The organism is Bradyrhizobium sp. CCBAU 11361, assembly GCF_028128935.1.
In the GTDB taxonomy this organism is placed as follows: domain Bacteria; phylum Pseudomonadota; class Alphaproteobacteria; order Rhizobiales; family Xanthobacteraceae; genus Bradyrhizobium; species Bradyrhizobium niftali.
Window position 1 is genome coordinate 66,003 of sequence record NZ_LBJZ01000008.1, and the last position, 25,503, is coordinate 91,505.

General features: G+C 64.9%; 20 protein-coding genes and 1 pseudogene. 9 read left to right on the top strand and 12 right to left on the bottom strand.

The window, feature by feature from the left end:
* Positions 1-48: 48 nt before the first annotated feature.
* The 6 genes and pseudogenes from XI08_RS04010 to XI08_RS04030 all read right to left on the bottom strand — a co-directional run bounded on the left by XI08_RS04010 (position 49) and on the right by XI08_RS04030 (position 7,724).
* Positions 49-1,731 (bottom strand): Spy/CpxP family protein refolding chaperone, encoded by a 1,683-nt coding sequence (locus tag XI08_RS04010; RefSeq protein ID WP_271573437.1) that lies wholly within the window; start codon positions 1,729-1,731, stop codon positions 49-51.
* 470 nt (positions 1,732-2,201) lie between these two features.
* A pseudogene (locus XI08_RS46140) lies at positions 2,202-2,333 on the bottom strand (Spy/CpxP family protein refolding chaperone); the annotation flags it as partial.
* A gap of 75 nt (positions 2,334-2,408) precedes the next feature.
* Positions 2,409-3,596, bottom strand: coding sequence for a 6-phosphofructokinase (locus XI08_RS04015; protein ID WP_271573438.1), 1,188 nt, complete (start codon positions 3,594-3,596; stop codon positions 2,409-2,411).
* A gap of 90 nt (positions 3,597-3,686) precedes the next feature.
* Entirely contained in the window at positions 3,687-4,838 is a 1,152-nt protein-coding gene (locus XI08_RS04020; RefSeq protein ID WP_333926878.1) for a fructose-1,6-bisphosphatase, read from the bottom strand.
* A 256-nt stretch (positions 4,839-5,094) separates the two neighbouring features.
* Complete coding sequence (gene rocD, locus XI08_RS04025; protein WP_271573440.1) at positions 5,095-6,309, bottom strand: ornithine--oxo-acid transaminase; 1,215 nt, start codon at positions 6,307-6,309, stop codon at positions 5,095-5,097.
* A gap of 194 nt (positions 6,310-6,503) precedes the next feature.
* Positions 6,504-7,724, bottom strand: coding sequence for a cytochrome P450 (locus tag XI08_RS04030; protein WP_271573441.1), 1,221 nt, complete (start codon positions 7,722-7,724; stop codon positions 6,504-6,506).
* Positions 7,725-7,832: 108 nt separating this feature from the next.
* Here XI08_RS04030 and XI08_RS04035 point away from each other — a divergent pair, with 108 nt between their 5' ends.
* The 9 genes from XI08_RS04035 to cnbZ all read left to right on the top strand — a co-directional run bounded on the left by XI08_RS04035 (position 7,833) and on the right by cnbZ (position 19,303).
* Entirely contained in the window at positions 7,833-8,375 is a 543-nt protein-coding gene (locus XI08_RS04035; protein WP_271573442.1) for a phosphonopyruvate decarboxylase, read from the top strand.
* Positions 8,372-8,962 (top strand): thiamine pyrophosphate-dependent enzyme, encoded by a 591-nt coding sequence (locus XI08_RS04040; protein WP_271573443.1) that lies wholly within the window; start codon positions 8,372-8,374, stop codon positions 8,960-8,962. The genes XI08_RS04035 and XI08_RS04040 overlap by 4 nt, the downstream gene beginning before the upstream one ends.
* A 136-nt stretch (positions 8,963-9,098) precedes the next feature.
* On the top strand, positions 9,099-9,800 hold the full coding sequence (locus XI08_RS04045) for a TetR/AcrR family transcriptional regulator (protein ID WP_198033731.1): 702 nt from the start codon (positions 9,099-9,101) through the stop codon (positions 9,798-9,800).
* 1 nt (position 9,801) lies between these two features.
* A complete protein-coding gene (locus XI08_RS04050; protein WP_271573444.1) occupies positions 9,802-10,992 on the top strand; it encodes an efflux RND transporter periplasmic adaptor subunit in 1,191 nt (396 codons plus the stop codon).
* Positions 10,993-11,067: 75 nt separating this feature from the next.
* Positions 11,068-14,163, top strand: coding sequence for a MexW/MexI family multidrug efflux RND transporter permease subunit (locus tag XI08_RS04055; RefSeq protein WP_027543960.1), 3,096 nt, complete (start codon positions 11,068-11,070; stop codon positions 14,161-14,163).
* A gap of 156 nt (positions 14,164-14,319) precedes the next feature.
* Positions 14,320-16,917, top strand: a complete 2,598-nt coding sequence (locus XI08_RS04060) for an ATP-binding protein (RefSeq protein WP_271573445.1) — start codon at positions 14,320-14,322, stop codon at positions 16,915-16,917.
* Complete coding sequence (locus XI08_RS04065; protein ID WP_018648152.1) at positions 16,914-17,303, top strand: response regulator; 390 nt, start codon at positions 16,914-16,916, stop codon at positions 17,301-17,303. Before XI08_RS04060 ends, XI08_RS04065 begins: the two co-directional genes overlap by 4 nt.
* A complete protein-coding gene (locus tag XI08_RS04070; protein WP_271573446.1) occupies positions 17,300-18,547 on the top strand; it encodes an adenylate/guanylate cyclase domain-containing protein in 1,248 nt (415 codons plus the stop codon). The genes XI08_RS04065 and XI08_RS04070 overlap by 4 nt, the downstream gene beginning before the upstream one ends.
* Before the next feature lie 9 nt (positions 18,548-18,556).
* Positions 18,557-19,303, top strand: coding sequence for a 2-amino-5-chloromuconate deaminase CnbZ (gene cnbZ, locus XI08_RS04075; protein WP_271573447.1), 747 nt, complete (start codon positions 18,557-18,559; stop codon positions 19,301-19,303).
* On the opposite strand, the gene XI08_RS04080 is transcribed toward cnbZ, so the two are convergent.
* Genes XI08_RS04080 through XI08_RS04105 form a run of 6 tightly spaced genes read right to left on the bottom strand, consistent with a single transcriptional unit; the run spans position 19,300 to position 25,499 of the window.
* Positions 19,300-20,190 carry an ABC transporter permease gene (locus XI08_RS04080; protein WP_271573448.1) on the bottom strand — a complete coding sequence of 297 codons (891 nt, stop codon included), beginning with the start codon at positions 20,188-20,190 and terminating at the stop codon, positions 19,300-19,302. The genes cnbZ and XI08_RS04080 overlap by 4 nt on opposite strands.
* A 4-nt stretch (positions 20,191-20,194) precedes the next feature.
* Positions 20,195-21,136, bottom strand: coding sequence for an ABC transporter permease (locus XI08_RS04085; RefSeq protein WP_027543964.1), 942 nt, complete (start codon positions 21,134-21,136; stop codon positions 20,195-20,197).
* Positions 21,137-21,167: 31 nt separating this feature from the next.
* On the bottom strand, positions 21,168-22,679 hold the full coding sequence (locus XI08_RS04090; RefSeq protein ID WP_271573449.1) for an ABC transporter substrate-binding protein: 1,512 nt from the start codon (positions 22,677-22,679) through the stop codon (positions 21,168-21,170).
* 23 nt (positions 22,680-22,702) lie between these two features.
* Positions 22,703-23,803 (bottom strand): ABC transporter ATP-binding protein, encoded by a 1,101-nt coding sequence (locus XI08_RS04095; RefSeq protein ID WP_271573450.1) that lies wholly within the window; start codon positions 23,801-23,803, stop codon positions 22,703-22,705.
* On the bottom strand, positions 23,803-24,792 hold the full coding sequence (locus XI08_RS04100; RefSeq protein WP_271573451.1) for an ABC transporter ATP-binding protein: 990 nt from the start codon (positions 24,790-24,792) through the stop codon (positions 23,803-23,805). The genes XI08_RS04095 and XI08_RS04100 overlap by 1 nt, the downstream gene beginning before the upstream one ends.
* Positions 24,789-25,499, bottom strand: a complete 711-nt coding sequence (locus XI08_RS04105) for a DUF1028 domain-containing protein (RefSeq protein ID WP_271573452.1) — start codon at positions 25,497-25,499, stop codon at positions 24,789-24,791. Before XI08_RS04105 ends, XI08_RS04100 begins: the two co-directional genes overlap by 4 nt.
* Between the last annotated feature and the right edge of the window lie 4 nt (positions 25,500-25,503).

The window sequence follows — 25,503 nt, forward strand, 5'->3', positions numbered from 1 at the left end:
TCCGCACCCCGAGCGGCACAGGACGTGTAGCTCCCGCGCGCGCGGCCCTCACGGGCCTGCCACCTGCTGCAGCGTGTTGAAGCGCGCCTTCTGCTCGCTGCTCAGCGTGGCATAGAACTCGTCGAGGGCAGGTTCGACCAGCTTGGCGGCCGTCAGCATGGCCTCGAGCCGGCGTTGCATCGCCTCCAGCCGTCCGACCGGCGTCAGCGGCACATCGTTCGGGCAGGCCGCCTGCAGGCCCTCAACGCCCTTCGTCGTCGCTTCGCTGAGACGGTCGAGCGCTTCCTTTTGTTTGCCCGCGGGGTGGAGCACAGCCTCGATCCTCTGGATCGGCAACTGGGTCAGGCCGGACTTCGGATCGCCGCAGGCCTCGGCACGGGCTTCCTGGGCGCCGGCTTCCTGCTGCTGCGGCGAGCGGTCGCCGACATTGGGGCCGAGCGCGTTGAAGCGGGCCTGCTGCTCGTCACTGAGCGAGTTGTAGAAATTCTCCAGTGCCGGCCGCACGATCTTGACCGCTTCCAGCGTCGCGCTGACGCGGTTCATCATCGCCCGCAAGCGGCCGGGCGGAGTCAGCGCATAAGTCTCTGCGCAGGAGTCCTTGAACACACCGGCAGCGTTGGTCGCCGCGGTCTTCAATTCGTCGAGCAGTGCGCGTTGCTCCGGCGTCGGCCGCACCGCCCGCGCGATATCGGCAAGCGGCCAGGCGGTGACACCCTTGTCCGGTGTGCCGCACAATTGCTGTAGCGTTTGCGGGCTCACGCTGGCGCGCTGGCGCGCGCGGGAGCCGCCGCCGGCTTGCGGATAGTCGTACGGGTTGATGCTGGCATAGGCGGAATAGGGGCTGTCACCACCCCAGAACACGGTGTCGACGAAGTCGTCATACGCGTACGCCCAATAGCCGGGCTCGTAAGCGTAGGACCAGAACGTGTAGTCAAAAATGTCGGAGTAGGCGTAAGGCCAGAACACGGGCCCAAGCCACGCCACGAACACTGCGGGATGGCGGTGTCGCCAGGCCTGCCGGGGATACCAGCCGCTTTGACGGGTGACGAGGGCCGCTTGGGTTTGCGCGGTGGTCTGCTCTCGGTCTCGGAAGCGCGCGGCAAACCGGCCGCGCTCGGCGGCGCGCGCGGCGGCCGCCGCTGCGGTTGCAGCGGGAGCCTGCAGTCCCAGCCGCTGCTGGCGCGCCAGATCAGTTTGCTGCGTGCGCTGCTCGCGCTGCAGCAGGCGGTTCTGCGTCTGGAGCATCCGTTGCTGCTCGCGTTGCGCCCGCACGCCTTCCGGCTTTTGCGATTGCAATTGCTGCACGCGCTGCTGCAGGCGATCGATGCGGGTCTGGCGGTCCGCGGTCTGGCGCGACAGCATCTCGCGCTGCCGCTGCTGTACCATCTGCTGGCGCTGTTGGATCTTTTGCTGATGCTGTTGCGCGCGCTGATCGATCTGCTCGCGTCGCGACAGCCGCTCGCTTACGGCCGGCGCTGCGCCTGGACGGGAGGGGGCGGCGATATGCGGCGCCGGTCGCGGTGCCATGGCCGGACGTTGCGGCGCTGCCGGCGCCCGATGAAGTTCAGGCCGGGGTGCCGCTATGTGCGGGGCAGCCCGCTGCGGCGGTGCAGCGAAGTGGGGAGTCGGGCGCGGCGGCGGTGAGGCGATGTGCGGCGCCGGACGCGGCGCCATGGCCGGTCGCTGCTGCATGGCCGGGGGATGGAATGCCGGCGCGGCGGGACGCGCCATGGCTGGCGGCGCCGCCGGACGGGCCATTGCAGGTGGTGGTGCTGCCGGACGGGCCATTGCAGGTGGAGGTGCTGCCGGCCGAGCCGCCGGCGCTGCGGCCGGCCCCGGTGGTCCACCTCTTCCGTGTCCCTGGCCGGGTCCCTGGGCGGACGCGCCGACGCTCGTCGCCAGCATCGAGACACCAACCAAAAAAGCAGTCACGCAAACGCCACGCGGACGCATGATCGTCGCTCCCAGCTAGTAACCGCCCACGACTCTTAACGCGCGGGTGGCGGAATCGTTCGTTGTTGGCTGCGGCTGGCATTGCGATCTTCCGACGCAGGCAGCGTCAGGAGAATTCCTGCGTCAGGGTCGTGGCGAACTGCTCCAGCGCCCAGTCGACCTCAAGCGGCTGTCCAGCTTGAGCCAATTGCGGGCAGGGGCCTTGGACGAGGTGCTGCGCACCTACATCGAACGGCACAGGACGGCGGTCACGAGCGCTGCCCTCCCGGGCTTGCGACCTGTTGCAGCGCGTTGAAGCGCGCCTTCTGCTCGCCGCTCAGCGTGGCAGAGAACTCGTCCAGGGCGGGTTCGACCAGCTTGGCGGCCGTCAGCGTGAGCCCGCTGAATTGACTTCCGCTTTCAGCGGCAGAACGGACATTGGTCGGACTTACTGCTGGCTCGCCCGGTGCGGCACGCTAGGACGCGCGGTTAAGAAAGATCGGCAGCCCCTGCTTGTTGGCGTAGATGGGGCGGTAGCGCTCCGTGTTGTAGCTGCTCGCAACGTCCAATTTGCGCGGACCGAGCTTGGCGTCAGGGATGGGCACGAGGTCGTAGCGGCCCTCGACCAGCGCCGACATGAGGCCGGTCTTGCTTTCCAGCATGGCATCGTAGGCCATGTTACCGAAAGTCAGGGCCACAAGCTTGTCGATGAAGTCCGGATCGCCCGATCGCAAATCGTAGGTGAGATCGGAGGTGATCGTCTCCTCGCCGGTGCGCCGCTTGATCTCGTCGGCAAGCGATTCCGCCACGTTGGCCTTCTTGCGGTGACCGTAGGCGTCGGGCTCGCCGTATTCCTGCAGCTTGTAGCCTTCCCACTGAGCTCCCTCGCTGAGCACGATCAGCGCGTAGTTGCTTGGATTGGCGCGCTTGTCCTCGATGAGCAACCGGATCAGCTTGTCGAGGTCGACCTTATACTCCGGTATGACGCATCGTATCGAGGTCGCATACGCGGTGTAGAGTGCCGTAAATCCGGCATCGCGGCCAAAGACGCGGAAAATGCCAATTCGCTCATGCGAGCCGACGGTGGTGCGCTGCCGCTGGATGGCATCGCTGGCGCGGGTGATCGCGGTCGAGAAGCCGATGCAATACTCGGTGTTGCGGACGTCATTATCCATCGTCTTCGGGATGGCGATGATCTTGACGCCGAGTTCGTTGAGCTTGGCCGCATAACTGAGCGTGTCGTCGCCGCCGATGGCGATCAGGTGTTCGATGCCAAGTCCCGAAAGGTTAGCGAGCACCCGGCCGGTGAGGTCCCATGTCTTTGTCGCGATGCTGCCCTTGGTGCTCAGCGAGACCGGAACATCATTGCCGACGAGATGATCGGGCAGCTTTTGTATCTTGGAGGGATTGACGCGGCTCGAGTGCAGCACGGTGCCGCCGCGCCGGTCGATGGTTCGAGTGTTTTCACGGTTCAGCGGGATGACGTAGTGAGACCTGCTGTTTGGGTCGTCGAGGTTCAGGTGCGTGAGGGCCTCCCAACCACGGCGCAGACCGACAACCTCGATGTCGTCCTCACTGCCGCGATAAGTCACGCTCTTGATGACTGCATTGAGGCCGGCGACGTCGCCGCCGCCCGTGAGAATGCCGATGCGTTTTTTTGCCATGTCCACCTCCCGGATCGGCATGTCGTCATAGCGCCTGCATCTGTCGATTGAACGGTGAACGTCGCTCCAGCTTCTGATTGGAGGCGGTCGCTACTCGGCCGCTTCCGGCTTGCGGTCGTCGCGCAGTCGAAAACGCTTCAGCAGTCCGGACACGGTGTCGCGGAAGCCGCCATATTCCAGTTCGGAATAGGGTAGCATGGCGGCGCCAGACCAGCCTTGGCTGCGCATCTCGATGGCCTTGCGCTGGGCGCGCCGGCGGACCTCATCCCATGCCGGGTTGTCGAAGAAATCGGTGTAGGACTCGGCAAAGCGGCCTTCCCTGTCGATCGAAAAGCCGACGCAAGAAACGATCGGCAGGCAGTACATGCCGGTAACGGGCGTGTTGAGTGGCACCGGCATGAGCGGCATCACATGCGAGCCGCGTGCATCGCCGCCCACGAAGTGCGCTTTGGCGAACGGCGAGATTATTTCCTCCGGAGCTGGGAAAATCCCCTGGTTCCTGACGATCGCGACTGGATCATCCTTGCCGGTGTACTTGCCTGCGATCGCGTGGAGGCGCTGTGCCGAAACGGCCACGACGACCTCGCCATGGGTTCGAGAAATGATGCGATCGATGCCGAAGCGCTCGTTGTCGCGAAGCAGGGCGGCGATGTGGTAGCTGTCGGCGGGTGCGTCGAGCTCGATCAGGCTGTCGCCGGCTGTGTTGTCCATGTCGATGACATGGAAACGGAATCCCTTGATCATCGGAGGCAGCATCAGGCCAGCGCAGTACATGGGGTCGGCAAAGGCGAGATAGAGCGGCAGGTTGTAGGCGCCGGGGCCGCATTTGTCGGCCGCGAACACCATGAAGGACTCCGCGGGTCGCACGCCGGAGAGGCTGTGGTCGAAGCTGAGCTCGGCGACGCCTGGGCCGGCGCCGCGAATGTTCCCGGAAGGCGCGTCGGCGAGAAGATCCTGGCCAGCGCCATAGAGCCCGGAGGTTTTCGCGACCGAGGTGGCCGCGAGGAACGTCTTCCAGGCGAGTTGATGGACCTCGGAGCTTCCTTCGCCCCGTGTGTGCGTCATGATGATCGCAATGTCGTCGCCGGTGTGGCAGATGAAACCGTCGATCAGCAGACCATTGCAGATCGCCTTGGCAACCTCGCCCTCGACAGTCGCCATCATGCGTGAAGACGGTTTCGTATGCCCGCCAACGGAGCCAACGTCAGCTTTGATGACTGAAAGAGTGAGTCTCATGAGCATTTCTCCGATCCGCGCAGCTCAGCGCGCCGGCCTCGGCGCTTGCTGCGCCGGGCACGGCGCTGCTCATTCGCGGACAAAAACGTCCGTCGCTCCGATAGGTTCCACGCACTCCGTTCGTCCGGTTGCCGGGATCATGCAGAGTTTTGCCTTAGGACCATGCGTCACTATTTGCTGCGCTGCACGAGTCCGGTTCTGGCCGGGCCGCTAACTCGTTGTCGGCCGCGGCCGGCATTGCGATCTTCCGACGCAGGCAGCGTCAGGAGAAATCCTGCGTCAGGGTCGTGGCGAACTGCTCCAGCGCCCAGTCGACCTCGTCGCTGGTGATCACCAGCGGCGGGGCGATGCGGATCGTGTGCCCATGGGTATCCTTGGCGAGGATACCCTTGCCCTGGAGCGCCTCGCAGTAGCGGCGCGCGCGGCCGGCCTCGGGATGCAGCTCGACCGCCAGCATCAGGCCGCGCCCGCGCACGTCGCGGACCGTGTTGGCGCGGATGTCCTTCAAGCCTTCCAGAAGGCGCGCGCCCTGCATGGCCGCGTTCTCGATCATGCCTTCCTCGACCAGCACGCGCATCGCCGCGCGCGCCACCGCACAGGCAAGCGGGTTGCCGCCGAAGGTCGAACCATGCTGCCCGGGTCTCAATGTCCCGAGCACTTCGTTGTTCGAGAGCACGGCCGACACGGGATAGAAGCCGCCGGACAAGGCCTTGCCGAGCAGGGTCACGTCCGCTTCGATTCCCTCGTGCTGTTCGGCGAGCAGCTTGCCGGTGCGGCCGAGCCCGGTCTGGATCTCGTCGAGCACCAGCATGAAGTTGTTGGCCGTGCAGAGCTCCCGCACCCTGGTGAAATAGCCGGCTGGCGGAATGATGACGCCGGCTTCGCCCTGGATCGGCTCGACCAGGAAGGCGACGGTGTTTGGCGTGATCGCTTGTTCGAGCGCCGCGTCGTCGCCGAACGGGATGATCCTGAAGCCCGGTGCGAACGGTCCAAAGTGTCCGCGGGTCTCGGGGTCCGTTGAAAAGCCGACGATGCCCAGCGTGCGTCCGTGGAAATTGTCGGCGCAGACGATGATCTCGGCCTGGCCGTCCGGCACGCCTTTCACCTCGTAGCCCCATTTGCGCACCGACTTGATCGCGCTTTCGACCGCCTCGGCGCCGCTGTTCATCGGCAGCACCTTGTGGGAGCCGGTCAGCGCCGCGATCTCCTCGTAGAACGGGGCGAGCTGGTCGTTGTGGAAGGCGCGCGAGGTGAGCGTCAGCCGGTGTGCCTGTTCCACCATCGCCGCCAGGATCTTGGGGTGGCAGTGGCCCTGGCTGACCGCGGAATAGGCCGAGAGGCAATCGAGATAACGGTTTCCGTCGGTATCCCAGACCCAGACACCTTCGCCGCGCGACAGGACGACCCCGATCGGCTCGTAATTATGGGCGCCAAAGCGTGCTTCCGTTGCGAAGTAATCAATGACGGACGAGCTCATCTTTCGTCACTCCATTGTTGCGTGCCGGCGACAACCGACTGCACCGCGCTCAAATTCATCCGGGCCCGGCGAGATGCGCGAAGCCGCTGGTTTGCCTCCCCTTGTCAAATGGTTATGCGGATCCACCGAGGCAATCTTCCGTTAGTCTCCGCTACTGTGCATGGGGTCGTTTTCGACATTTTTGTTTTCGGGCCTCAGCCAATCGCGCAGGGCACGCTCAAAAAGCCGCGGAACCGCACCCGTCCGCCGCGCACCGGCTGGCCGTTCACGGCGTAGTTCGGGAAGCGCGCCAGGAAGCGCGAGATCGCGATGGCGCCCTCGAGCCGCGCCAGCGCCATGCCGGCGCATTGATGCGCGCCGGTGGCGAAGGCGAGATGCCGGTTCGGCGTCCGCGCGATGTCGAAGCTCTCGGGGGCGGGAAACTGCGCGGGATCGCGGTTGGCCGCACCGATGCACAGCGTCACCGACGTGCCGGCGTCGAGCATGACGCCGCCGAGCTCGACGGGTTCGGTGGTCATGCGGTTGCCGAGCTGGTTCGAGCTCTCGTAGCGCAGCATCTCCTCCACCGCTGTCTTGATCATGTCGGGGTTGCCGATCAACCGCTGCTTCTGGTCCGGATTCCGGTCCAGTGCCACGAGGCCGTTGCCGATCAGGTTGGTGGTGGTCTCGTGTCCGGCATTGAGCAGGAAGATGCAATTGTGCAGCAGCTCCTTCTCCGTCAGCCGCTCGCCGTTACCTTCTCCCTGGATCAGGCGCGTCAGCACGTCGCGGTCGGGATTGCCGGGCTTCTGGCGCCGGCGCGCGACCAGCGTTTCGAGATAGGCGAGAAAGTCCTTCACCGCCTTGTTGCCGCGCGCGGCCGCTTCGCTCGACACCACGGGTTCGAGGGCGCCGAGGATCGCCAGCGACCAGTCGCGCAGCGGCGCGCGCTCGTCATGGGGCACGTCGAGCAGATTGCCGATCACCTCGATCGGGATCGAGGCGGCAAAATCCTCGATCAGCTCGCAATGCCCCTTGGCGGCGATGGCATCGAGCAGGCCATCCACCAGCTTGACGAGATCGCCCTCCATCCCCGCGATCGCGCGCGGCGACAGCGCGCCCATGATCAGGCGGCGCACGCGGGTGTGTGCCGGCGGATCGTTGAAGACGAGGCTCGTGGTGTGATGCTCGTAGAGCGGGGTGTCGCCGTATTTCGGCGCGAACTCGCGCTTCTTGTCCGAGCTGAACGACTTGGTGTTCTTGTAGGTGGCGACGAGGTCGTCGTAGCGGGTCAGGAACACGGTGCCGTTCGGCAGGCGCTTGACCGGCTCGTTCTCCCGCAGTGCACGATAGGTCGGGTAGGGGTTGTCGTAGAACTCCGGCGTCAGCTTCTCGAGATCGAAATTCGCCGCCAGTTCTTTCGCACTTGCGTTCATTGCCGCCATACTCGCCGGTTGAGACCGATATGCCGTTTTCGCTCTTTCGAGCGGCGCGGATCACCGTCTACAGTCGTGCCGTGATTTGCAAGCCGACCGGACAGGAAAATGCACGCCCGCGCTGACGCTGCCGACACGGCCCCGAATTGGCCCGACGATATTTTCGCGACATTGCAGCGCTTCGACGTCCGGCAGGTGCCTTACGTGCCTGATGCCGGCCATTCGAAGCTGATCCAGCGCGTGCTGGGGTCCTCCACGATGCGCGGGATTCCCTTGACGACGGAAGAGGAGGGCGTGGCGCTTCTGGCGGGCGCCTGGACCGGCGGGCAGCGCGGCGTCCTGCTGATGCAATCGAGCGGGGTCGGCAATTGCATCAACATGCTGTCGCTGATCCCGATCCTGCGCTTTCCGTTCCTCACGCTCGTGACCATGCGCGGCGAGTGGGGTGAGTTCAATCCGTGGCAGGTGCCGATGGGATCGACCACGCAGGGCGTGTTCGAACTCTCCGGCGTCAAGGTGCTGCGCGCCTCCAATGCGGCCGAGGTGCCGGCGGTGATGGAGGCAGCCGCAGCGCAGGCCTACAACGCGCTCACGCCCACCGCCGTCCTGTTGTCGCAGCGCCTGATCGGCGCCAAGGTCTTCACCAGATGAGCAAGGCCAATCTCCTCGACCGTCGCCAGGTCGTCTCGACGCTGCTTGCGGACCGCAAGGATGTGGTTGCGATTGGCGGCCTCGGGGCCTCCACCAACGACATGTGTGCCGCAGGCGATCACGCCCGCAACTTCTATCTCTGGGGCGGCATGGGCGGCGCCGCGATGATCGGGCTGGGGCTCGCGCTGGCGCAGCCGAAACTGCCGGTGCTGGTCATCACCGGCGACGGCGAGATGCTGATGGGCATGGGCAGCCTTGCCACCATCGGACTCCAGAAGCCGTCCAACCTCTCCATCGTGGTGCTCGACAACGAGGCCTATGGCGAGACCGGCGGCCAGACCAGCCACACCTCGGCCGCCGCCGACCTCGTCGGCGTCGCCAAGGCCTGCGGCATCCGGGACGCCCGCGCGATCTCGACCATGGCCGAGGTCGCGGCCTTTGCCAAAGCCGTCCACGACGTCTCGGCGGGGCCGCGATTTGCCAATGTGAAGATCGACAGCGCCAGCCTTGAGCGGATCCTGCCGAGCCGGGACGGGACCTACATCGTCAACCGGATCCGCGGCGATCTCGGCTTCCAGCCGATCTAGGTCCATTCCCCGCGGCGACCTCGCCTGCACGTAGGCCGTGCAGGTGGGGCAATTTCCACTGAAATTACAACGCTTCCAGGTTGCGATGCAGCATAATGCTTGACTTTTGCGTGGGTGAGTGCTTACTCACTACCCCATGAGCTCACTGCGAATGACGAGCGACCTGAGGCGTCAATTGATCCTCGGCGCCGCAAAGCGCTGCTTTGCCCGACACGGCTATACCGGCACCACGACCAAGAGCGTGGCGGCCGCCGCTGCCATTTCCGAAGCCCTGCTGTTCAAGCACTTCCCTTCCAAGGCGGCGCTCTACGCTGAAATTCTCAGCGACGAATGCGAAGCCGATCCGGCGCTGACGGACCTTCTCGAGCGGGAGCCCTCCACCGCCACCATGGTCGAGCTGATCCGCGGCATGGTCCAGCACTTCCTCCGCATCGCCGATGGTCCGGACCAGGAAGAGGCCCAGCGCCTGCGACTGATGGCCACGAGTCATTTGGATGATGGCGAATTCGCCCGTTTGCTATATGCCAAGATCGAGAAGCTGATCGGGGCGGTCTTCATCGCCTCGCTCGAGCGTGCGGTTGCCGCCGGGGACGCGCGGCCCTGCACTGGCGATCCACTCAACCTGTTCTGGTTTGCTCATCATTCGTTGATGACGGCGGCCCTGACCAGGCTGCCGGCTACGCCCTGTCTCGCTTACGGCAAGGCGAACGATCTGGAGCGTCAGCTCTGTGAGTTTCTCCTGAGAGGTATCGGACTTAACGACGCCGCAATTGCTTCACATCTGGGCCGCGATCAGGCGCCGGGTGTCGGCAAGACGGCGATTGCAGAAAGTGCATGACATGAACATCGTAACCGAACACAAGATTTCGGGCGAACCGATCGACAAAGCTCCCAAGCGTCCGGTCCGGCCGGTGCTCTGGTTCGTCATCGTCGGCACGCTGCTCGGCGTGCTCGTCGGCGGCCTCGTCTGGTTCAATTACTTCCGCGGCCAGATGATCAAGCAGTTCTTCGCCAACAACAAGCCGCCGCCGACCGTGGTCAGTGCGGCCGAGGCGAAGTCCGAGGTGGTGCCTAACCTGCTGACCGCGGTCGGCGGGCTCGCCGCCGTGCACCAGGTCGATGTCAGCGCCGACGTCAACGGCCGCGTCACCGAGATCAAGTTCGAGCCGGGTTCGCATGTCGAGGCCGGCACGCCGCTGGCGCAGCTGTTCGACGCGCCCGATCAGGGCGATCTCGCCAACTACAAGGCGCAGGCGACCGTCGCGCAGCTCTCGCTCGATCGTGCCAAGCAACTGGCGTCGCGCCAGTTCGGCCCGCAGGCGACCGTCGATTCGGCGCAGGCCGCGTACGACCAGGCGCTGGCCGGCATCGCCAAGACCGAAGCGCTGATCTCGCAGAAGTTCGTGCGCGCGCCGTTCTCCGGCGATCTCGGCGTCCGCAAGGTCGAGGTCGGCCAATATCTGACGGCCGGTACGGCGATCGTGTCGCTGACCGATCTGTCGGAGCTCTGGGCCAACTTCACGGTGACGGAAAAGGACTCGGGCAACCTCAAGGTCGGCCAAGCGGTCCGGCTGAAGGTCGACGCCTATCCGGGCCGCACCTTCGACGCCAAGATCACCACGATCGAGCCGCAGATCTCGACCGACACCCGCAACATCCGCGTGCAGGCGACCGTCGCCAATCCGGAGAAGATCCTGAAGCCCGGCATGTTCGTGACCACCACGGTGGTGCTGCCGGACAAGCCGGCGGTGATCACCGTCCCGGAGACGGCGGTCGACTACACGCTGTACGGCGACTCCGTGTTCGTGATCACCGAGAAGAAGGAAGAGGACGGCAAGACCAGCCTCTCCGCGGTGCGCACGTTCGTGCAGACCGGCAACCGGGTCGAAGGCCGCGTCGAAATCATCAAAGGCGTGAAGCCGGGCGACAAGGTCGTCGCCGTCGGCCAGCTCAAGCTGCAATCGGGCGCGGCGGTGTCGATTTCGACCGACCCGGCCCCGCAGATCCCGGCGCAGCCGCCGCGCTACTGACACCGCAAACGTCGCAGCATGATCCGGCACGGCCGGATCATGTTCGTGCAAGTCAACGAAATCGAGATCGCCGCGATGCGCTTTACTGATATTTTCATCAAACGCCCGGTCCTGTCGGTCGTTGTCAGCCTGCTGATCCTGCTGATCGGCCTGCGCGCGGCGATGGTGCTGCCGATCCGGCAATATCCGAAACTGTCGAACACGGTCATCAACATCACGACCGTCTATCCCGGCGCATCCGCGGACTTGATCCAGGGCTTCATCACCACGCCGATCGAGCAGGCGGTCGCTTCTGCGGAAGGCGTCGATTACATGACCTCGTCGTCGGTGCTCGGCACCTCGACGATCCAGGTCTACATCAAGCTGAACTTCGATCCGAACCAGGCGCTCACCGAGGTGCTGGCCAAGACGAACTCGGTCAAATACCTGATCCCGAAGGAATCCAACGACCCGATCGTCACCAAGACGACGGGCCAGACCACGGCGGTGATGTATCTCGGCTTCTCCTCCGAGGAGCTGTCGGGCTCGGCAATCTCGGACTATCTGACGCGCGTGGTGCAGCCGGTGCTGTCGACCGTCGACGGCGTGGCCTCTGCCGACATCCTTGGCGCCCAGAACTTCGCGATGCGGCTGTGGCTCGATCCCGTGAAGATGGCCGGCCGCAATGTCTCGCCGGCTGACGTCGCATCGGCGATCGCCGCCAACAACTTCCAGTCCGCGGCAGGCCAGACCAAGGGCTATCTGATCGTCTCGAACGTCTCGACGAATACGGGCCTGACAGACGTCAACCAGTTCAGAAAGATGATCGTCAAGGCCAAGGACGGCGGCTTCGTGCGGATGGAGGACATCGCCACCGTCGAGCTTGCAGCCCAAAGCACGGACGCGAGCGTCGCCTTCAACGGCGAGCACGCGATCTTCATCGGAGTGCAGGCGACCCCGCAGGGCAACCCGCTGACGCTGGTCAAGGGCGTGCGCGCGCTGTTCCCCGAGCTCGAGCGCAACCTGCCGCCGTCGATGAAGATGAAGGTGGCCTACGATTCCACCAAGTTCATCCAGTCCTCGATCGACGAGGTCGAGAAGACGCTGGGCGAAGCCGTGATCATCGTGATCGTGGTCATCTTCCTGTTCCTGGCGTCATTCCGCTCCGTCATCATTCCTGTCGTCACCATCCCGCTATCGATGATCGGCGTCTGCACGCTGATGCTGGCGCTGGGATTCAGCTTCAACCTGCTGACGCTGCTGGCGATGGTGCTGGCGATCGGCCTCGTCGTCGACGACGCCATCGTCGTGGTGGAGAACATCCACCGCCATCTGGAGGAAGGGAAGACGCCGGTTCAAGCTTCGCTAGAGGGCGCGCGCGAAATCGTGGGTCCCGTCATCTCGATGACCATCACACTCGCGGCCGTGTACGCGCCGATCGGCTTCCTCGGCGGCCTCACCGGCTCGCTGTTTCGCGAATTCGCCTTCACGCTCGCGGGCTCGGTGATCGTGTCGGGCGTGATCGCGCTGACGCTGTCGCCGATGATGTGCTCGGTGCTGCTGAAGAACACCGAAGAGGGTCGGTTCGCCAAGTTGGTGAACAGGGTGTTCGGCGCGCTGACGCGCTGGTATGGCCGCAGGCTCGACCGCTCGCTCGATTACAAGGCCATTACCGGTCTGTTCGCAGTGACGATCCTCGGGCTGGTCGGCTTCCTCTACATGCACACGTCGAAGGAACTGGCGCCGGAGGAAGACCAGGGCATCGTGTTCGCGGTGACCAAGGCGCCGAAATACGCCAACATCGACTATGTCGATTTTTACGGCGAGAAGCTCGACGAGAAATTCCAGAAATTCCCGGAGACCGATCTGCGCTTCGTGCTGAACGGCATCAACGGTCCGCAGGGCGGCATCGCCGGCATGCTGCTGAAGCCGTGGGAGGAGCGCAAGCGCTCGTCGATCCAGTTGAAGCCCCTGGTGCAGGCCGAGCTCTCCAAGATCGAGGGCGTGCAGGCCTTCGCCTTCAACCTGCCGCCGTTGCCCGGCGGACCCGGCGGCCTGCCGGTGCAGATGGTGATCAATTCCACCGCCGGATTCCAGACTGTCTATGAGCAGATGGAGAAGCTGAAGGACGCCGCGCGCAAGAGCGGCATGTTCATCGTCTCCGACAGCGACCTTGCCTATAACCAGCCGAACGTGCAGGTCACGATCGACCGCACCAAGGCCCAGGACCTCGGCGTCAACATGCAGAACCTCGGCAGCACGCTCGCGGTGCTGCTCGGCGGCAATTACATCAACCGCTTCAATCTCGAGGGCCGCTCCTACCAGGTGATTCCACAGGTGCCCCGAGGCAAGCGGCTCTCACCGGAATCGCTCGGCGGCTACTATGTGACGACCAACACCGGCCAGCAGCTTCCGCTGTCGACCGTGGTCTCGATCAGGACCAAGACCGATCCGAACTCGCTGACCCACTACAACCAGCTCAATTCGGCGACGTTCTCGGCCGTGCCGATGCCCGGCGTGACGGTCGGTGCTGCGGTCGACTTCCTCGAAAGCGAGGCCAAGAAGCTGCCGCAGGGTTTCAGCCACGACTATCTCGCGGACTCCAGGCAGTATGTGCAGGAAGGCAACCAGCTCGCGATCACCTTCGGCTTCGCGCTGATCATCATCTTCCTGGTGCTGGCAGCCCAGTTCGAGAGCTTGCGTGACCCGCTGGTGATCATGATCTCGGTGCCGATGGCGATCGTCGGCGCGCTGATCCCGCTGTTCTTCGGCGCCGCGACCATGAACATCTACACCCAGGTCGGTCTGCTCACCCTGGTCGGCCTGATCACCAAGCACGGCATCCTGATGGTGGAGTTCGCCAACGAGCTCCAGATCAACGAGCGGCTCGACCGCCGCTCGGCCATCGAGATGTCGGCCCGCATCCGCCTACGGCCGATCCTGATGACCACGGCCGCGATGGTGACGGGTCTGATCCCGCTCCTGACCGCGACCGGCGCGGGTGCGGCCAGCCGCTTCTCGATCGGTCTGGTCGTTGTCGCCGGCATGTCGATCGGCACGCTGTTCACGCTGTTCGTGCTGCCCGCCGTCTACGTGGTGCTGGCGACCGACCATCGCGCGGCGGCGGATTCCGAGCGGAACAAGCAGGTCAACGAGCTCGACCTCGGTTCCAAGGCGCTGCGGCCGACCTGAGGTAGCAAGCGAATCGGAGGGCGGCAGCGGCCAATCCGCTGCCGCCCTTTTTCGTTGTACCCGCCGGTGCTGATGCGGTGGCCACCGCGGCCGTCGGACGGGCCTTGGCTGGGCTCGCGAGAGACAAGGTCTCGTCTTCTTGCTAGGTTCCACTGGATGAGCCTCTCCCTCCATCCCGACACCCCGCAAGCCAGGACGTCGCCGAGCGCGGCCCTGGATGGGGCCGTGGCCGGCGAAGCGACGGGGCGAGGGATCAGGATCCGGCTGTTCACCAAATACGTCGCACTGTTCGTGGCCGTCGTCGCCGTCGCGCTGCTTGCCAACGGGCTGTTCGAAGTCTTCTTCTACTATCGTGAGCACAAGGCCTCGCTGATCCGCGTCCAGCATGAGCAGGCCGAGGCGGCGGCCGCCAAGATCGGCCAATTCGTCAAGGAGATCGAGAGCCAGCTCGGCTGGACCACGCAGCTGCCGTGGTCGGCGGACTCGATCGAGCAACGCCGGTTCGACGCGCTGCGGCTGCTGCGCCAGGTGCCAGGGATCACCGAGCTCGCCCAGGTGGATTCGAACGGCAAGGAGCGGTTGCGGGTCTCGCGACTGGCGACGAACGCAATCGACAGCGGGATCGACCTGTCGACCGACCCGAAGTTCACCGAGGCGGTCGCGCACAAGGTCTATTACGGACCGGTCTATTTCCGCAGGGACTCCGAACCCTACATGACGTTGGCGCTGGCCGGCGCGCGCAAGGATTCCGTCGTCAGCATCGCGGAGGTCAATCTGAAGCTGATCTGGGACGTCGTCTCCCAGATCAAGGTCGGCGAGCACGGAGACGCCTATGTGGTCGGGCCGGAGGGGCGCCTGATCGCGCATCCCGATATCAGCCTGGTCCTACGCAACACCGACATGTCGAACCTCGCGCAGGTCCGCGCCGCGCAGGCCGGAGGCGGTACCATGTCCGATCCGCTTCCCGAAGCGCGCAACATCCAGGGGCAGAAGGTGCTGACCGCATCGGCCCCGATCGAGCCGCTGCACTGGACCATGTTCGTCGAGCTTCCGGTCGAGGAGGCCTATGCCGCGCTCTATGCCTCGCTGCAGCGGCTTGCGATCGTGCTGCTGGCGGCGTCGATCTTCGCGGTGCTTGCGGGGATATTCCTCGCGCGCCGCATGGTGGGACCGATCCAGGCGCTGCGCAGCGGCGCCGAGCGGATCGGGGGCGGCGACTTCTCCCAGCGCATTGCGATCCGGACCGGTGACGAGCTCGAAGGGCTCGCCGACCAGTTCAACGACATGGGCGCGCGCTTGCAGGAATCCTACGCGGACTTGGAAAAGAAGGTCGAGGTGCGAACGGCCGAATTAAGCGAGTCGCTGGAGCAACAGACGGCGACTTCGGAGGTACTACAGGTGATTAGTTCGTCTCCGGGCGAACTCACGCCGGTGTTCCACAAGATGCTCGAGAATGCCACGCGGGTCTGTGGCGCGAGTTTCGGGATCATGAATCTGTGGGACGGCGAAGGTTTCACCATCGCAGCTGACTACAACGTGCCGCCTGCGTTCGCCGCTTCGCGAAGAGATGTGGCGATCCGTCCTCATCCGGAGAGCGCGCTCGCCGCCATCGTCAGGACACGTCAGGTTGTTCACGTTCACGATGTGCAAAACACTCCTGCCTATCTCGCTGGAGGTTCAAGCATTCGCGGAATCTCCGATGTCGCTGGCGCCCGCACGATCGTCATAGTGCCGATGCTGAGGGAAAGCGAGCTGATCGGCACGATCGCAGTCTATCGCAAGGAAGTTCGGCCGTTCACCGACAAGCAAATAGCCCTGGTCGAGAATTTCACGAAGCAAGCCGTCATCGCCATCGAAAACACGCGGCTGCTGAATGAGTTGCGCCAGCGCACCATGGAACTCTCGCAGTCCCTTGATGAATTGCGCGCCGCCCAGGATCGCTTGATCCAGACCGAGAAGCTCGCCTCCCTCGGCCAGCTCACGGCGGGGATCGCCCACGAGATCAAGAACCCGCTCAACTTCGTCAACAATTTTTCCGCGGTCTCGACCGAGCTGATCGACGAGCTCAACGAGACCCTGCAATCGGCCTCGCTCGACGGCAAGACCAAGGCGGAAGTCGACGAGCTGACCGGCATGCTCAGGAGCAATCTCGAGAAGGTGGTGCAGCACGGCAAGCGCGCCGATTCCATCGTCAGGAACATGCTGGTGCATTCGCGCCAGGGCTCCGGCGAGCATCGCCCCATCGATATCAATGCTGTCGTGGAGGAGAGCCTCAATCTCGCCTATCACGGCGCGCGCGCCGAAAGGCCCGCCTTCAACGTCACGCTCCAGCGCGCGTTCGACCCCGCCGCCGGCCTGGTCGACATCTATCCGCAGGAGATCACGCGCGTCTTCCTCAACCTGATCTCGAACGGCTTCTATGCCGCGGCCAAGCGCAAGGAGGGCACGGCGGAAGGTTTTGAGCCGATCGTGAGCGCCGCAACCAGGAGCCTCGGTGACAAGGTCGAGATCCGGATCCGCGACAACGGCACCGGGATTCCGCCCGAGGTGAAGGAGAAACTATTCAATCCGTTCTTCACGACCAAGCCGGCCGGTGAGGGCACCGGGCTCGGCCTGTCCATGAGCCATGACATCGTCGTGAAGCAGCATGGCGGCACGATCGACGTGAAGACCGAGCCGGGTGTATTCACCGAATTCATCATCACGCTGCCGCGCACGATGGCAGCGGGCGACACTGCCGGAGGCAAGAATTGAACGTTTATATCCTGGTCGTCGATGACGAGCCCGACGTCGAACCGCTGTTCAGGCAGCACTTCCGGCGCGACCTGCGCGCCGGACGCTTCCAGATGGAGTTTGCCCCCTCTGCGGCCGATGCGCTGAGGCGTGCCGCCGAGGTTCGCGATCCTTCGCTGATCCTGATTCTGTCGGACATCAACATGCCCGGCATGAGCGGGCTCGACCTGCTGCCGAAGGTGCGTGCCGACTATCCGCACGTTCCCGTCATCATGATTACCGCCTATGGCGACGCCGAGACACGCAGAAAGGCGATCGAGCGAGGCGCCCACGGGCTCCTGACCAAGCCGATCGACTTTGCGCTGCTGCGCCAGGAGATCGACACGAGGCTCGAGCAAGCCGCATGACTGCGACCATCCTCTTCGTCGACGACGAGCCGGACCTCGAGGCGCTGATCCTGCAAAAGTTCCGCAGGCAGATTCGCGACGGGCTGCTCACCCTCATGTTCGCCCGCGACGGCCTCGAGGCGCTGGAAGCGCTGGAGCAAAATCCGCATGTCGACATGGTGGTCTCCGACATCAACATGCCACGGATGGACGGGCTGTCGCTGCTGGCAAAGCTCCAGGAGGCCGAGGACAAGAAATCGACCATCATCGTCTCCGCCTATGGCGACATGAGCAACATCCGCATCGCCATGAACCGCGGCGCGTTCGACTTCTTGACCAAGCCGATCGACTTCGCCGATCTGGAGGCCACGATCCAGAAGACCATCGGCCACGTGGAGATGCTGCGCGAGGTGCGGCGGCGCCAGATGGAAGCCGAGCGCGCCCATGCCTCGCTGTCGCGTTTCTTCTCGCCGGAGATCGCAAGGCGCCTGGCTGCGGATGTCGAGGGCGGCATGGAGGTTCAGTGGCGCGATGTCGCCACCCTCTTCACCGACATCACCGGTTTCACGTCGCTGGTCGAGAGCGCGGCGCCGCAGACGCTCGGCGAGCTCCTCAACGAATATGTCGGCGGCATGACCGAGATCGTCTTCGCGCATGAGGGGACGGTCGCCAAGATCATCGGCGATGCGATTCAGGTGCTGTTCAACGCGCCCGGCGACCAGCCGGACTTTGCGACGCGCGCGGTCGCCTGTGCCCATGATCTGGACGCCTGGGCGGAGGACTTCTCCGCGCGCTGGAGGGCGAGAGGCGTGAATTTCGGGGCGACCCGGATCGGCGCCCATGCCGGCCCGGCGCTGGTCGGCAATTTCGGCGGCAACCGCTTCTTCGACTACACCGCCTATGGCGACTCCATCAATATCGCGGCGCGGCTGGAAGCCGCCAACAAGCATCTCGGCACCCGCATCTGCGTCAGCGCCAGCGTCGCCGGGGCGGCCGAGAATTTTCAGGGCCGTCCCGTGGGTGAGCTGATGCTGCGCGGGCGCAGCGAGCCGCTGCGCGCGTTCGAACCGCTGCCGCGGGCCAAATTCGAAGCGCCGGTGACGGCGCTCTATTCCGAGGCTTTTGCCAAGATGGAGGCCGGCGACGCCGCCGCCATGCCGGCCTTTGCCGCGCTGGTCGGGATGCACGCCGACGATCCGCTGGCCGGTTTTCACCTGAAGCGCCTGCTCAACGGCGCCAAGGGCATTCGCATGCAACTGGAATAGGAGCCCGTCATGACGCGTGAATTCTCCGCCGGCAATTACCGTTTCATTCCGTCCGTGTTCCAGTATTCGGCCGGTGCGGCCGCGGACGAGGGCTATGAGATCGAGCGCGTCCGTTTCGATCGCCTGGTTCCGCTGGCCGAGGGTTTTGCGTTGGCGGCGAAGTTCATCCAGGAAGCAGGGCGTCCGCTGACCGCGTTCTGCGCCTGCGAGCTGCGCTCGCCGGTGGCCTTCAGCGAGGAGGGCTTCCGTGCGTTCAACCTGCACTATGTGAAGACGCTGTCCGAATGGGGCATCTTCGACGGCACCACCAATCCGGTGGCGCGCAGCAATGTCTGTCCCGAGATCGATCCGCCGTCCGAGCCGTCGTTCTATGCGTTCTCCTTTACGCGCCCGACGCGGTCGAAGGCCCCGAGCTTCGTGATCGCCGGCGGTGCCGAAGCGCGCGAGGGCAGCGGGACCTATGTCGAGCGCACGGTGCGCTACCGCGACCTCAGCCCGGAGGGGCTGCGCGAGAAGGTGCGGTTCACCACCACCTCGCAGATGGAAACCCGGATGGCAGCCTTCGGCTTCGGCTGGAAGGACACCACGGGCGTGCAGGCCTATTCTGTGCACGACTTCCACCATGCGCTGGTCGACGAGCTGGTCCGCCGCGGCGCATTGCGCTCCGGCCTGACCTGGCATTATGCCCGCCCGCCGGTGGTCGATCTCGAGTACGAGATGGATTGTCGCCGCGTGATGCGCGAAGTGGTGATCTAGCGCTGTCGCGGGTCGAGCGCGTCGCGCAGGCCGTCGCCGAGCAGGTTCAGCGACAGCACCACGAGAAAGATCGCGAGCCCTGGCCAGATCGCCATCCACGGCGCCTGGGTCAGGAAGCGTTGCGCCGCGTTGAGCATGCTGCCCCAGGACGGTGCGGGCGGCTGCTGGCCGAGCCCAAGGAATGAGAGCGCAGCCTCGGCGATGATGGCGGCGGCGATCGACAGCGTCGCCTGCACCAGCAGCGCCGGCAGGATGTTGGGCAGGATGTGCGAGAACGCGATCCGCCAGCCGGGGTTGCCGAGGGCGCGCGCGGCCTCGACATAATCCTCGGCCTTGACGCTCAGCACCTGGCCGCGGGTCAGGCGGATGAAGATCGGGGTCGCCGAGATGCCGATCGCGATCATGGCATTGCCGAGGCTCGGGCCGAGAAACGCGGCCAGCGCGATCGCCAGGATCAGGAACGGGCAGGCCAGCATTGCATCGGTGATCCGGCTGATCAGCGCATCGACAAATCCGCCGCGATAGCCGGCGAGCAGGCCGAGCGGCACGCCGACGCCGAGCGCGATTGCGACCGAGATCAGGCCCGCGAGCAGGGAGGCGCGCGCGCCGTAGACGATGCGGCTGAGGATGTCGCGGCCGAGCTCGTCGGTGCCGAACCAGTGCGCCGCGGTCGGCGGCTTGCGCACCAGGCTCCAGCTCGTCGCGATGGGATCGTAGGGGACGATGAGAGGAGCAAGCGCCGCAAGCAGGATGAACGCCGTGATCACGACGAGTCCGAATACGGCGGCCTTGCGCTTGAACAACCGCCGCCGTGCGCGGCGCGCCGGGCTGTCAAGTTCGGACGCGTGCGCGGTGGAGGGGGCGGCGGGCAATGCGGCATCGGTCATGGCGCTAGCCCCGCAGCCGCGGATTGACGAGGATATAGGCGACGTCGGCAACGAGGTTCAGCGTGATGTAGACCGTGGCCGTCACCAGCACCACCCCCTGCACCACCGCATAGTCGCGGTTGAAGACGGCGTCCACGATCAGCTTGCCGAAGCCGGGAATGGAGAAGATCTGCTCCGTCAGCACGGCGCCCGACAACAGCGTGCCGAGCTCGAGCGCGCCGAGCGTGATGATGGGCGTCAGCGCATTGCGCATCGCGTGCTTGAGGATGACGGAGCGCTCCGACAATCCTTTCGCGCGCGCCGTGCGGACATAGTCGCTCTCCAGCACCTGGAGCATGGCGCTGCGGGTATGCCGCATCAGGATCGCGGAAATCGCGTTGCCGAGCACGAAGGCGGGCATGATGGTGGCGGCCAGGCTCGCGCGCCAGTTTTCGGTGAGCGGCACGTAGCCCGAGGCCGGCAGCCAGCCGAGCTCGATCGAGAACAGGAAGATCAAGAGGATTCCGAGCCAGAAATTGGGCGTCGAGATGCCCCACAGCGCAAACAAATTCGCCCCATAGTCCCACGCCGTGCCCTTCTTCACCGCGGAGACGATGCCGGCGGGAATGCCGATGAAGAACGCGATCAGGATCGCCATCGAGCCGAGCTGGAGCGTCACCGGCAGTTTCTGTGCGATCAGCTCGCGCACCGGCATCTTGTTGCGCAAGGACTCGCCGAAATTGCCCGTGAGGACGCCCTTGAGCCAGTAGACATATTGCACGGGGATCGGCTGATCGAGCTTGTACTGCTGCCGGATCTGCTCGATCGCGGCGGGATCGCGTTCCTCGCCGGCCATCACCAGCGCCGGATCGCCGGGCAGCAATTGCTGGAGCGAAAAGATCAGCACCGACACGAAGAACAGCGTCGGCACGATCTGCGCGATGCGGTGGGCGAGGAACTTCAGCATGGCCCCACCTGTGTCCCGGGTGATGCCGCGATCACTTGAACTTCAACCCGACCACGCGCACGAGGCCATCAGGCATCTGCCGGTAGCCCTCGAGCTTCTTCGTATGCGCGATCAGGAGCGTACGATGATAGATGTAGATGATCGGCAGGTCGTCGAGCAGGACCTTGGTCAGCTTGGCGTAGGTCGCCTTGCGCTCCTCGACGTTGGATGTGGCCCGTCCCTCTTCCAACAGCTTATCGGCCTCGGGGTTCGCGTACACGCCGTCGTTCTGCGGCGCCTTGCTGCGCATGAAGATGTAGGAATTGCCGTCCGGATCGATGCGTCCGCTCCAGTTGATCTGGAACACCTGGAACTCGCCGGCCTGCGCCTGCTTGAAGGTGGTCGCGAATTCGACGACGCGGACCTTGATGTCGAAGCCTGCTTCGGCGGCCATGGACTGCACGACCTGGGCGACGGCCTCGTACTCGGTGCCCTTTGGCACCATGTAGTCGACGGTGACGGGCAGGCTGACGCCGGCTTCCTTCAACAGCGCCTTGGCCTTGGCGATGTCGCGACCCGGAATGGGGAAAGCCTTCTGATAGTACGGATGCGTCGGGCTGACCCATTGATTGCCCGGCGTGAACTCGCCGTTGAATACGACCTGGTTGATGGCCTCGCGATCGATCGACAGGCTGAGTGCCTGGCGCACCTTCGCCGATTGGCTGAGTGGCCCCTTGGTCTTGTCGTTGCCGATGTTGATGGTCAGGCCCTGATAGCCGAGCTCGGGCGCCGTCGACAGCACCAGCTTGGGATCGGCGCGGACGTCCTTGATGTCGGTGGCGAGCACGCGCTCGATCAGATCGAGCCCGCCGGACTTGAGGTTGGCGAGGCGCACCGTGGCATCGACGATCGGCAGGAACACGACGCGGTCGATATGGATGTTGTCCTTGTTCCAGTAGTCGGCGAACTTCTCGAACACCATGCGATCCTGCTGCACGCGCTCGACGAACTTGTAGGGACCTGCGCAGACCGGATGCAGGCCGAACTTGTCACCGGCCTCCTTCGCCGCCTTGGGCGAGACCATCATGCCGGAGCGGTCGGTGAGCTGGGCGATCAGCGGCGAGTACGGCGTCTTCAGCACCAGCTTGATGGTGAGGGGATCGACGACCTCGACATGATCGACGCTGGCGAGCTCGGATTTGCGGAACGAGGTCGGCAGCGTCATGTGACGCTCGATCGAGAATTTTGCGGCTTCGGCGTCCAGCGGCTCGCCATCGTGGAATTTGACGCCTGGCCGGAGCTTGATCGTCATCTCCTTGCCGTCGGCCGATGTCTCGTGGGACAGCGCGAGCAGCGGCACGATGTTGAGCTTCTCGTCGATGTCGAACAGCTTGTCGCAGAACGCGGAGAACACGATGCGGCCGACATAGGTGCGGCCGATGCTGGGATCGAGGATATCAGGGTCTTCGGCGATCCCGATGCGAAGCGTGGTCTGAGCCTGGGCCGTGCCCACGAGCGACGTCAGCAAGGCCGACGCCAGGATTGTCAAACGGATAAAGCTCATCGCTCTCAACCTCTATTTCACGGCTATGCGGAGGCCGTCCCCAATGGACTAACCCCGCCGCCGCGTGCTGCTTCCGGACCGCCGCTGAAGGCGGCAACCAATTTTTCAAGAACCGGCGAGAAACCGCCATCCATGGGGACGATGGCCGCGGAGGACGGCAGTTCCGACGTTCGGTGGCAAGCTGTTGCATGTCCGATGCCATCCGAGACAAGCTGAGGCATTTCGCTGCGGCAGCGGTCCACGACATAGGGACAGCGGGTGTGGAAGCGGCATCCCGGCGGCGGATTGAGCGCGCTGGGGATCTCCCCCTGGAGCACAATCCGGCTGCTTTTTGCCCGCGGTTTAGGCACGGGAATCGCGGACAGCAGCGCGCGGCTATAGGGGTGCCGGGGCGCGGCGAACAGCGCGTCCGCCTCCGCGGTCTCGACGATCTGGCCGAGATTCATCACCGCGACATGGTCGGCGATGTGCTTGACCACGGCGAGGTCGTGCGAGACGAAAATGTAGGCAAGGCCGAGCCGGTCCTGGAGCTCGCGCAGGAGGTTGAGGATCTGCGAGCGGATCGAGACGTCGAGCGCCGAGACCGGCTCGTCGCAGATGATCAGTTTTGGCTCGACCGCGAGCGCGCGGGCAATCGCGATGCGCTGGCGCTGGCCGCCGGAGAATTCGTGCGGATAGCGTCGCTCGAGCCGCGGCTCCAGCCCGACCAGCCGCAGGATTTCCGCGACCCGTTCGCGCCGCTGTGCGGGTGGAACGAGATCGTGCAGCGCCAGCGGCTCGGTCAGGATCTGGCCGACGGTCATGCGCGGGTTGAGCGAGGCGTAGGGATCCTGGAAGATGATCTGCGCCTCGCGACGGAAGGCGCGGAGCGCTCCGGCGTCGAGCGAGAGCAGGTCGCGGCCATCGAAACGGATCGCGCCTGCATCCGGCTCGATCAGCCGCAGCACCAGGCGGCTGACGGTGGATTTGCCGCAACCGGATTCGCCGACCAGGGCCAGCGTCTTGCCCGCCTCGAGCGAGAAGCTGACGCCATCGACCGCTTTGACATGCGCGAGTGCCCGGCCGAACAGCGAGCGCTCGGCGACGAAATGCTTGACCAGGCCTTCGACCTCGAGCAGCGCCATCACGACACCAGAAGTTCGAGCGGCGCGCGGATGCAGCGCGAGAGGTGACCGGGGCTGATTTCCACGAGCGGCGGCGGCGCCTTGGTGCAGGCGTCCAGCACGAAGGGGCAGCGTGCGGCGAAGCGGCAGCCGGCGGGCGGCTGCGCCATGTTCGGGACCATGCCTTCGATCGTCGCAAGCTGCTCGGCTCGGTGGTCGAGCCGCGGGATCGAGCCGAGCAGGCCGACGGTGTAGGGATGCTGCGGGGTCGAGAACAATTCATCCACCGGCGCGCGCTCGACGATCTCGCCGGCATACATCACCGCGACCTCGTCGCAGACCTCGGCGACCACGCCGAGATCGTGGGTGATCAGGATGATCGCGGCGCCGCTCGCCGCCTTCAATTCCCGCATCAGCTCCAGGATCTGCGCCTGCAAGGTGACGTCGAGCGCGGTTGTCGGCTCGTCCGCGATCAGGAGGCGGGGGTCGCAGGCCAGGGCCATCGCGATCATCACGCGCTGGCGCATGCCGCCGGAGAGCTTGTGCGGATATTCGTCGACGCGCCGTTCGGGGGAGGGGATGTGGACGCGACGCAACAGCTCGATCGCGCGCTCCCGTGCGCTGCGCCGCGAGCCGCCACGATGGCGCAGGATCGTCTCGATGATCTGGTCGCCAATGGTGAAGCTCGGGTTGAGCGAGGTCATCGGCTCCTGGAAGATCATCGCGAGCCGGTTGCCGCGGAGATCGCGCAAGGTCTGATCCGGGGTCTTCAACAAATCGAAGCCGTCGAAGCGGATCGCGCCCGATATCTCCGCGCTTTGCTTCGGCAGCAACCCCATGATCGCGAGCGATGTCACGCTCTTGCCGCAGCCGGATTCGCCGACGAGGCCGAGGGTCGCGCCATTGGCGACGCTGAGATCGACACTGTCGACCGCGTGGGTGACGCGGCCGTCGTCGCCGTGGAAGCGGATGCGCAGATCCTTGATCTCGATGAGAGGGCTTGTGCTCATGATCGTCTTGCACGGGCCGCGGCGATGCTTGCGTCGATGACGCTGCGATCGGTGTTGCCGGCCGGGTTCTGCCGCGTCGGCATGGAGGAGCGGAAGTGCACCCAGAGCTCGTGGCTGACCCGTTCGAGCCGCTCGAGCTCGCCGAGCGGATCGGGATGATCGTCGGCGCGAATGTCCAGCGCCGGCCATTCCTCCTCGCCGTGGATCAGGAGTGCAGCGGACTGCTTGCCGCGCTTGTCGCCGCCGGCAGCTTCGCCCGCGCGCATCGCCGCGAGCAGGCGGCGCGGGAGGGGCAGGCTGTCATTGGCGATGTAGGTCTTGGCGGTCTCGTCGAGCACGTCGGCGCCCGCGAGCATGTTGCCTGCGATCGAGAAGCCGCTGCCGGCGATGTGGCCGCACCAGTCGACACAGTCGCGCCCGGTATGCGCAGCAATCTCGCCGCTCGCGTCCATGATGTGGATCTGGCGGCTTTCGCGCCCGTCGTCGGTCGCGAGCAGGCTGGCGAGCACGTCATGCGCGTTCAGGCCTTCACGCAAGAGCTTGACGCCGTCGATGCCGTAATAAGGATTGACGAAGGCTTGGGTTGCGATCGCGCCGAGGCCGGCGGCGATATAGGGCACGCGCGCGCCGACGGCGAAGAAGCGGGTTGCAACCGCGATGCCGAACTGGCCGGTGGCAGGATCGCGTGCGATGATCGACCAGGTCATATTC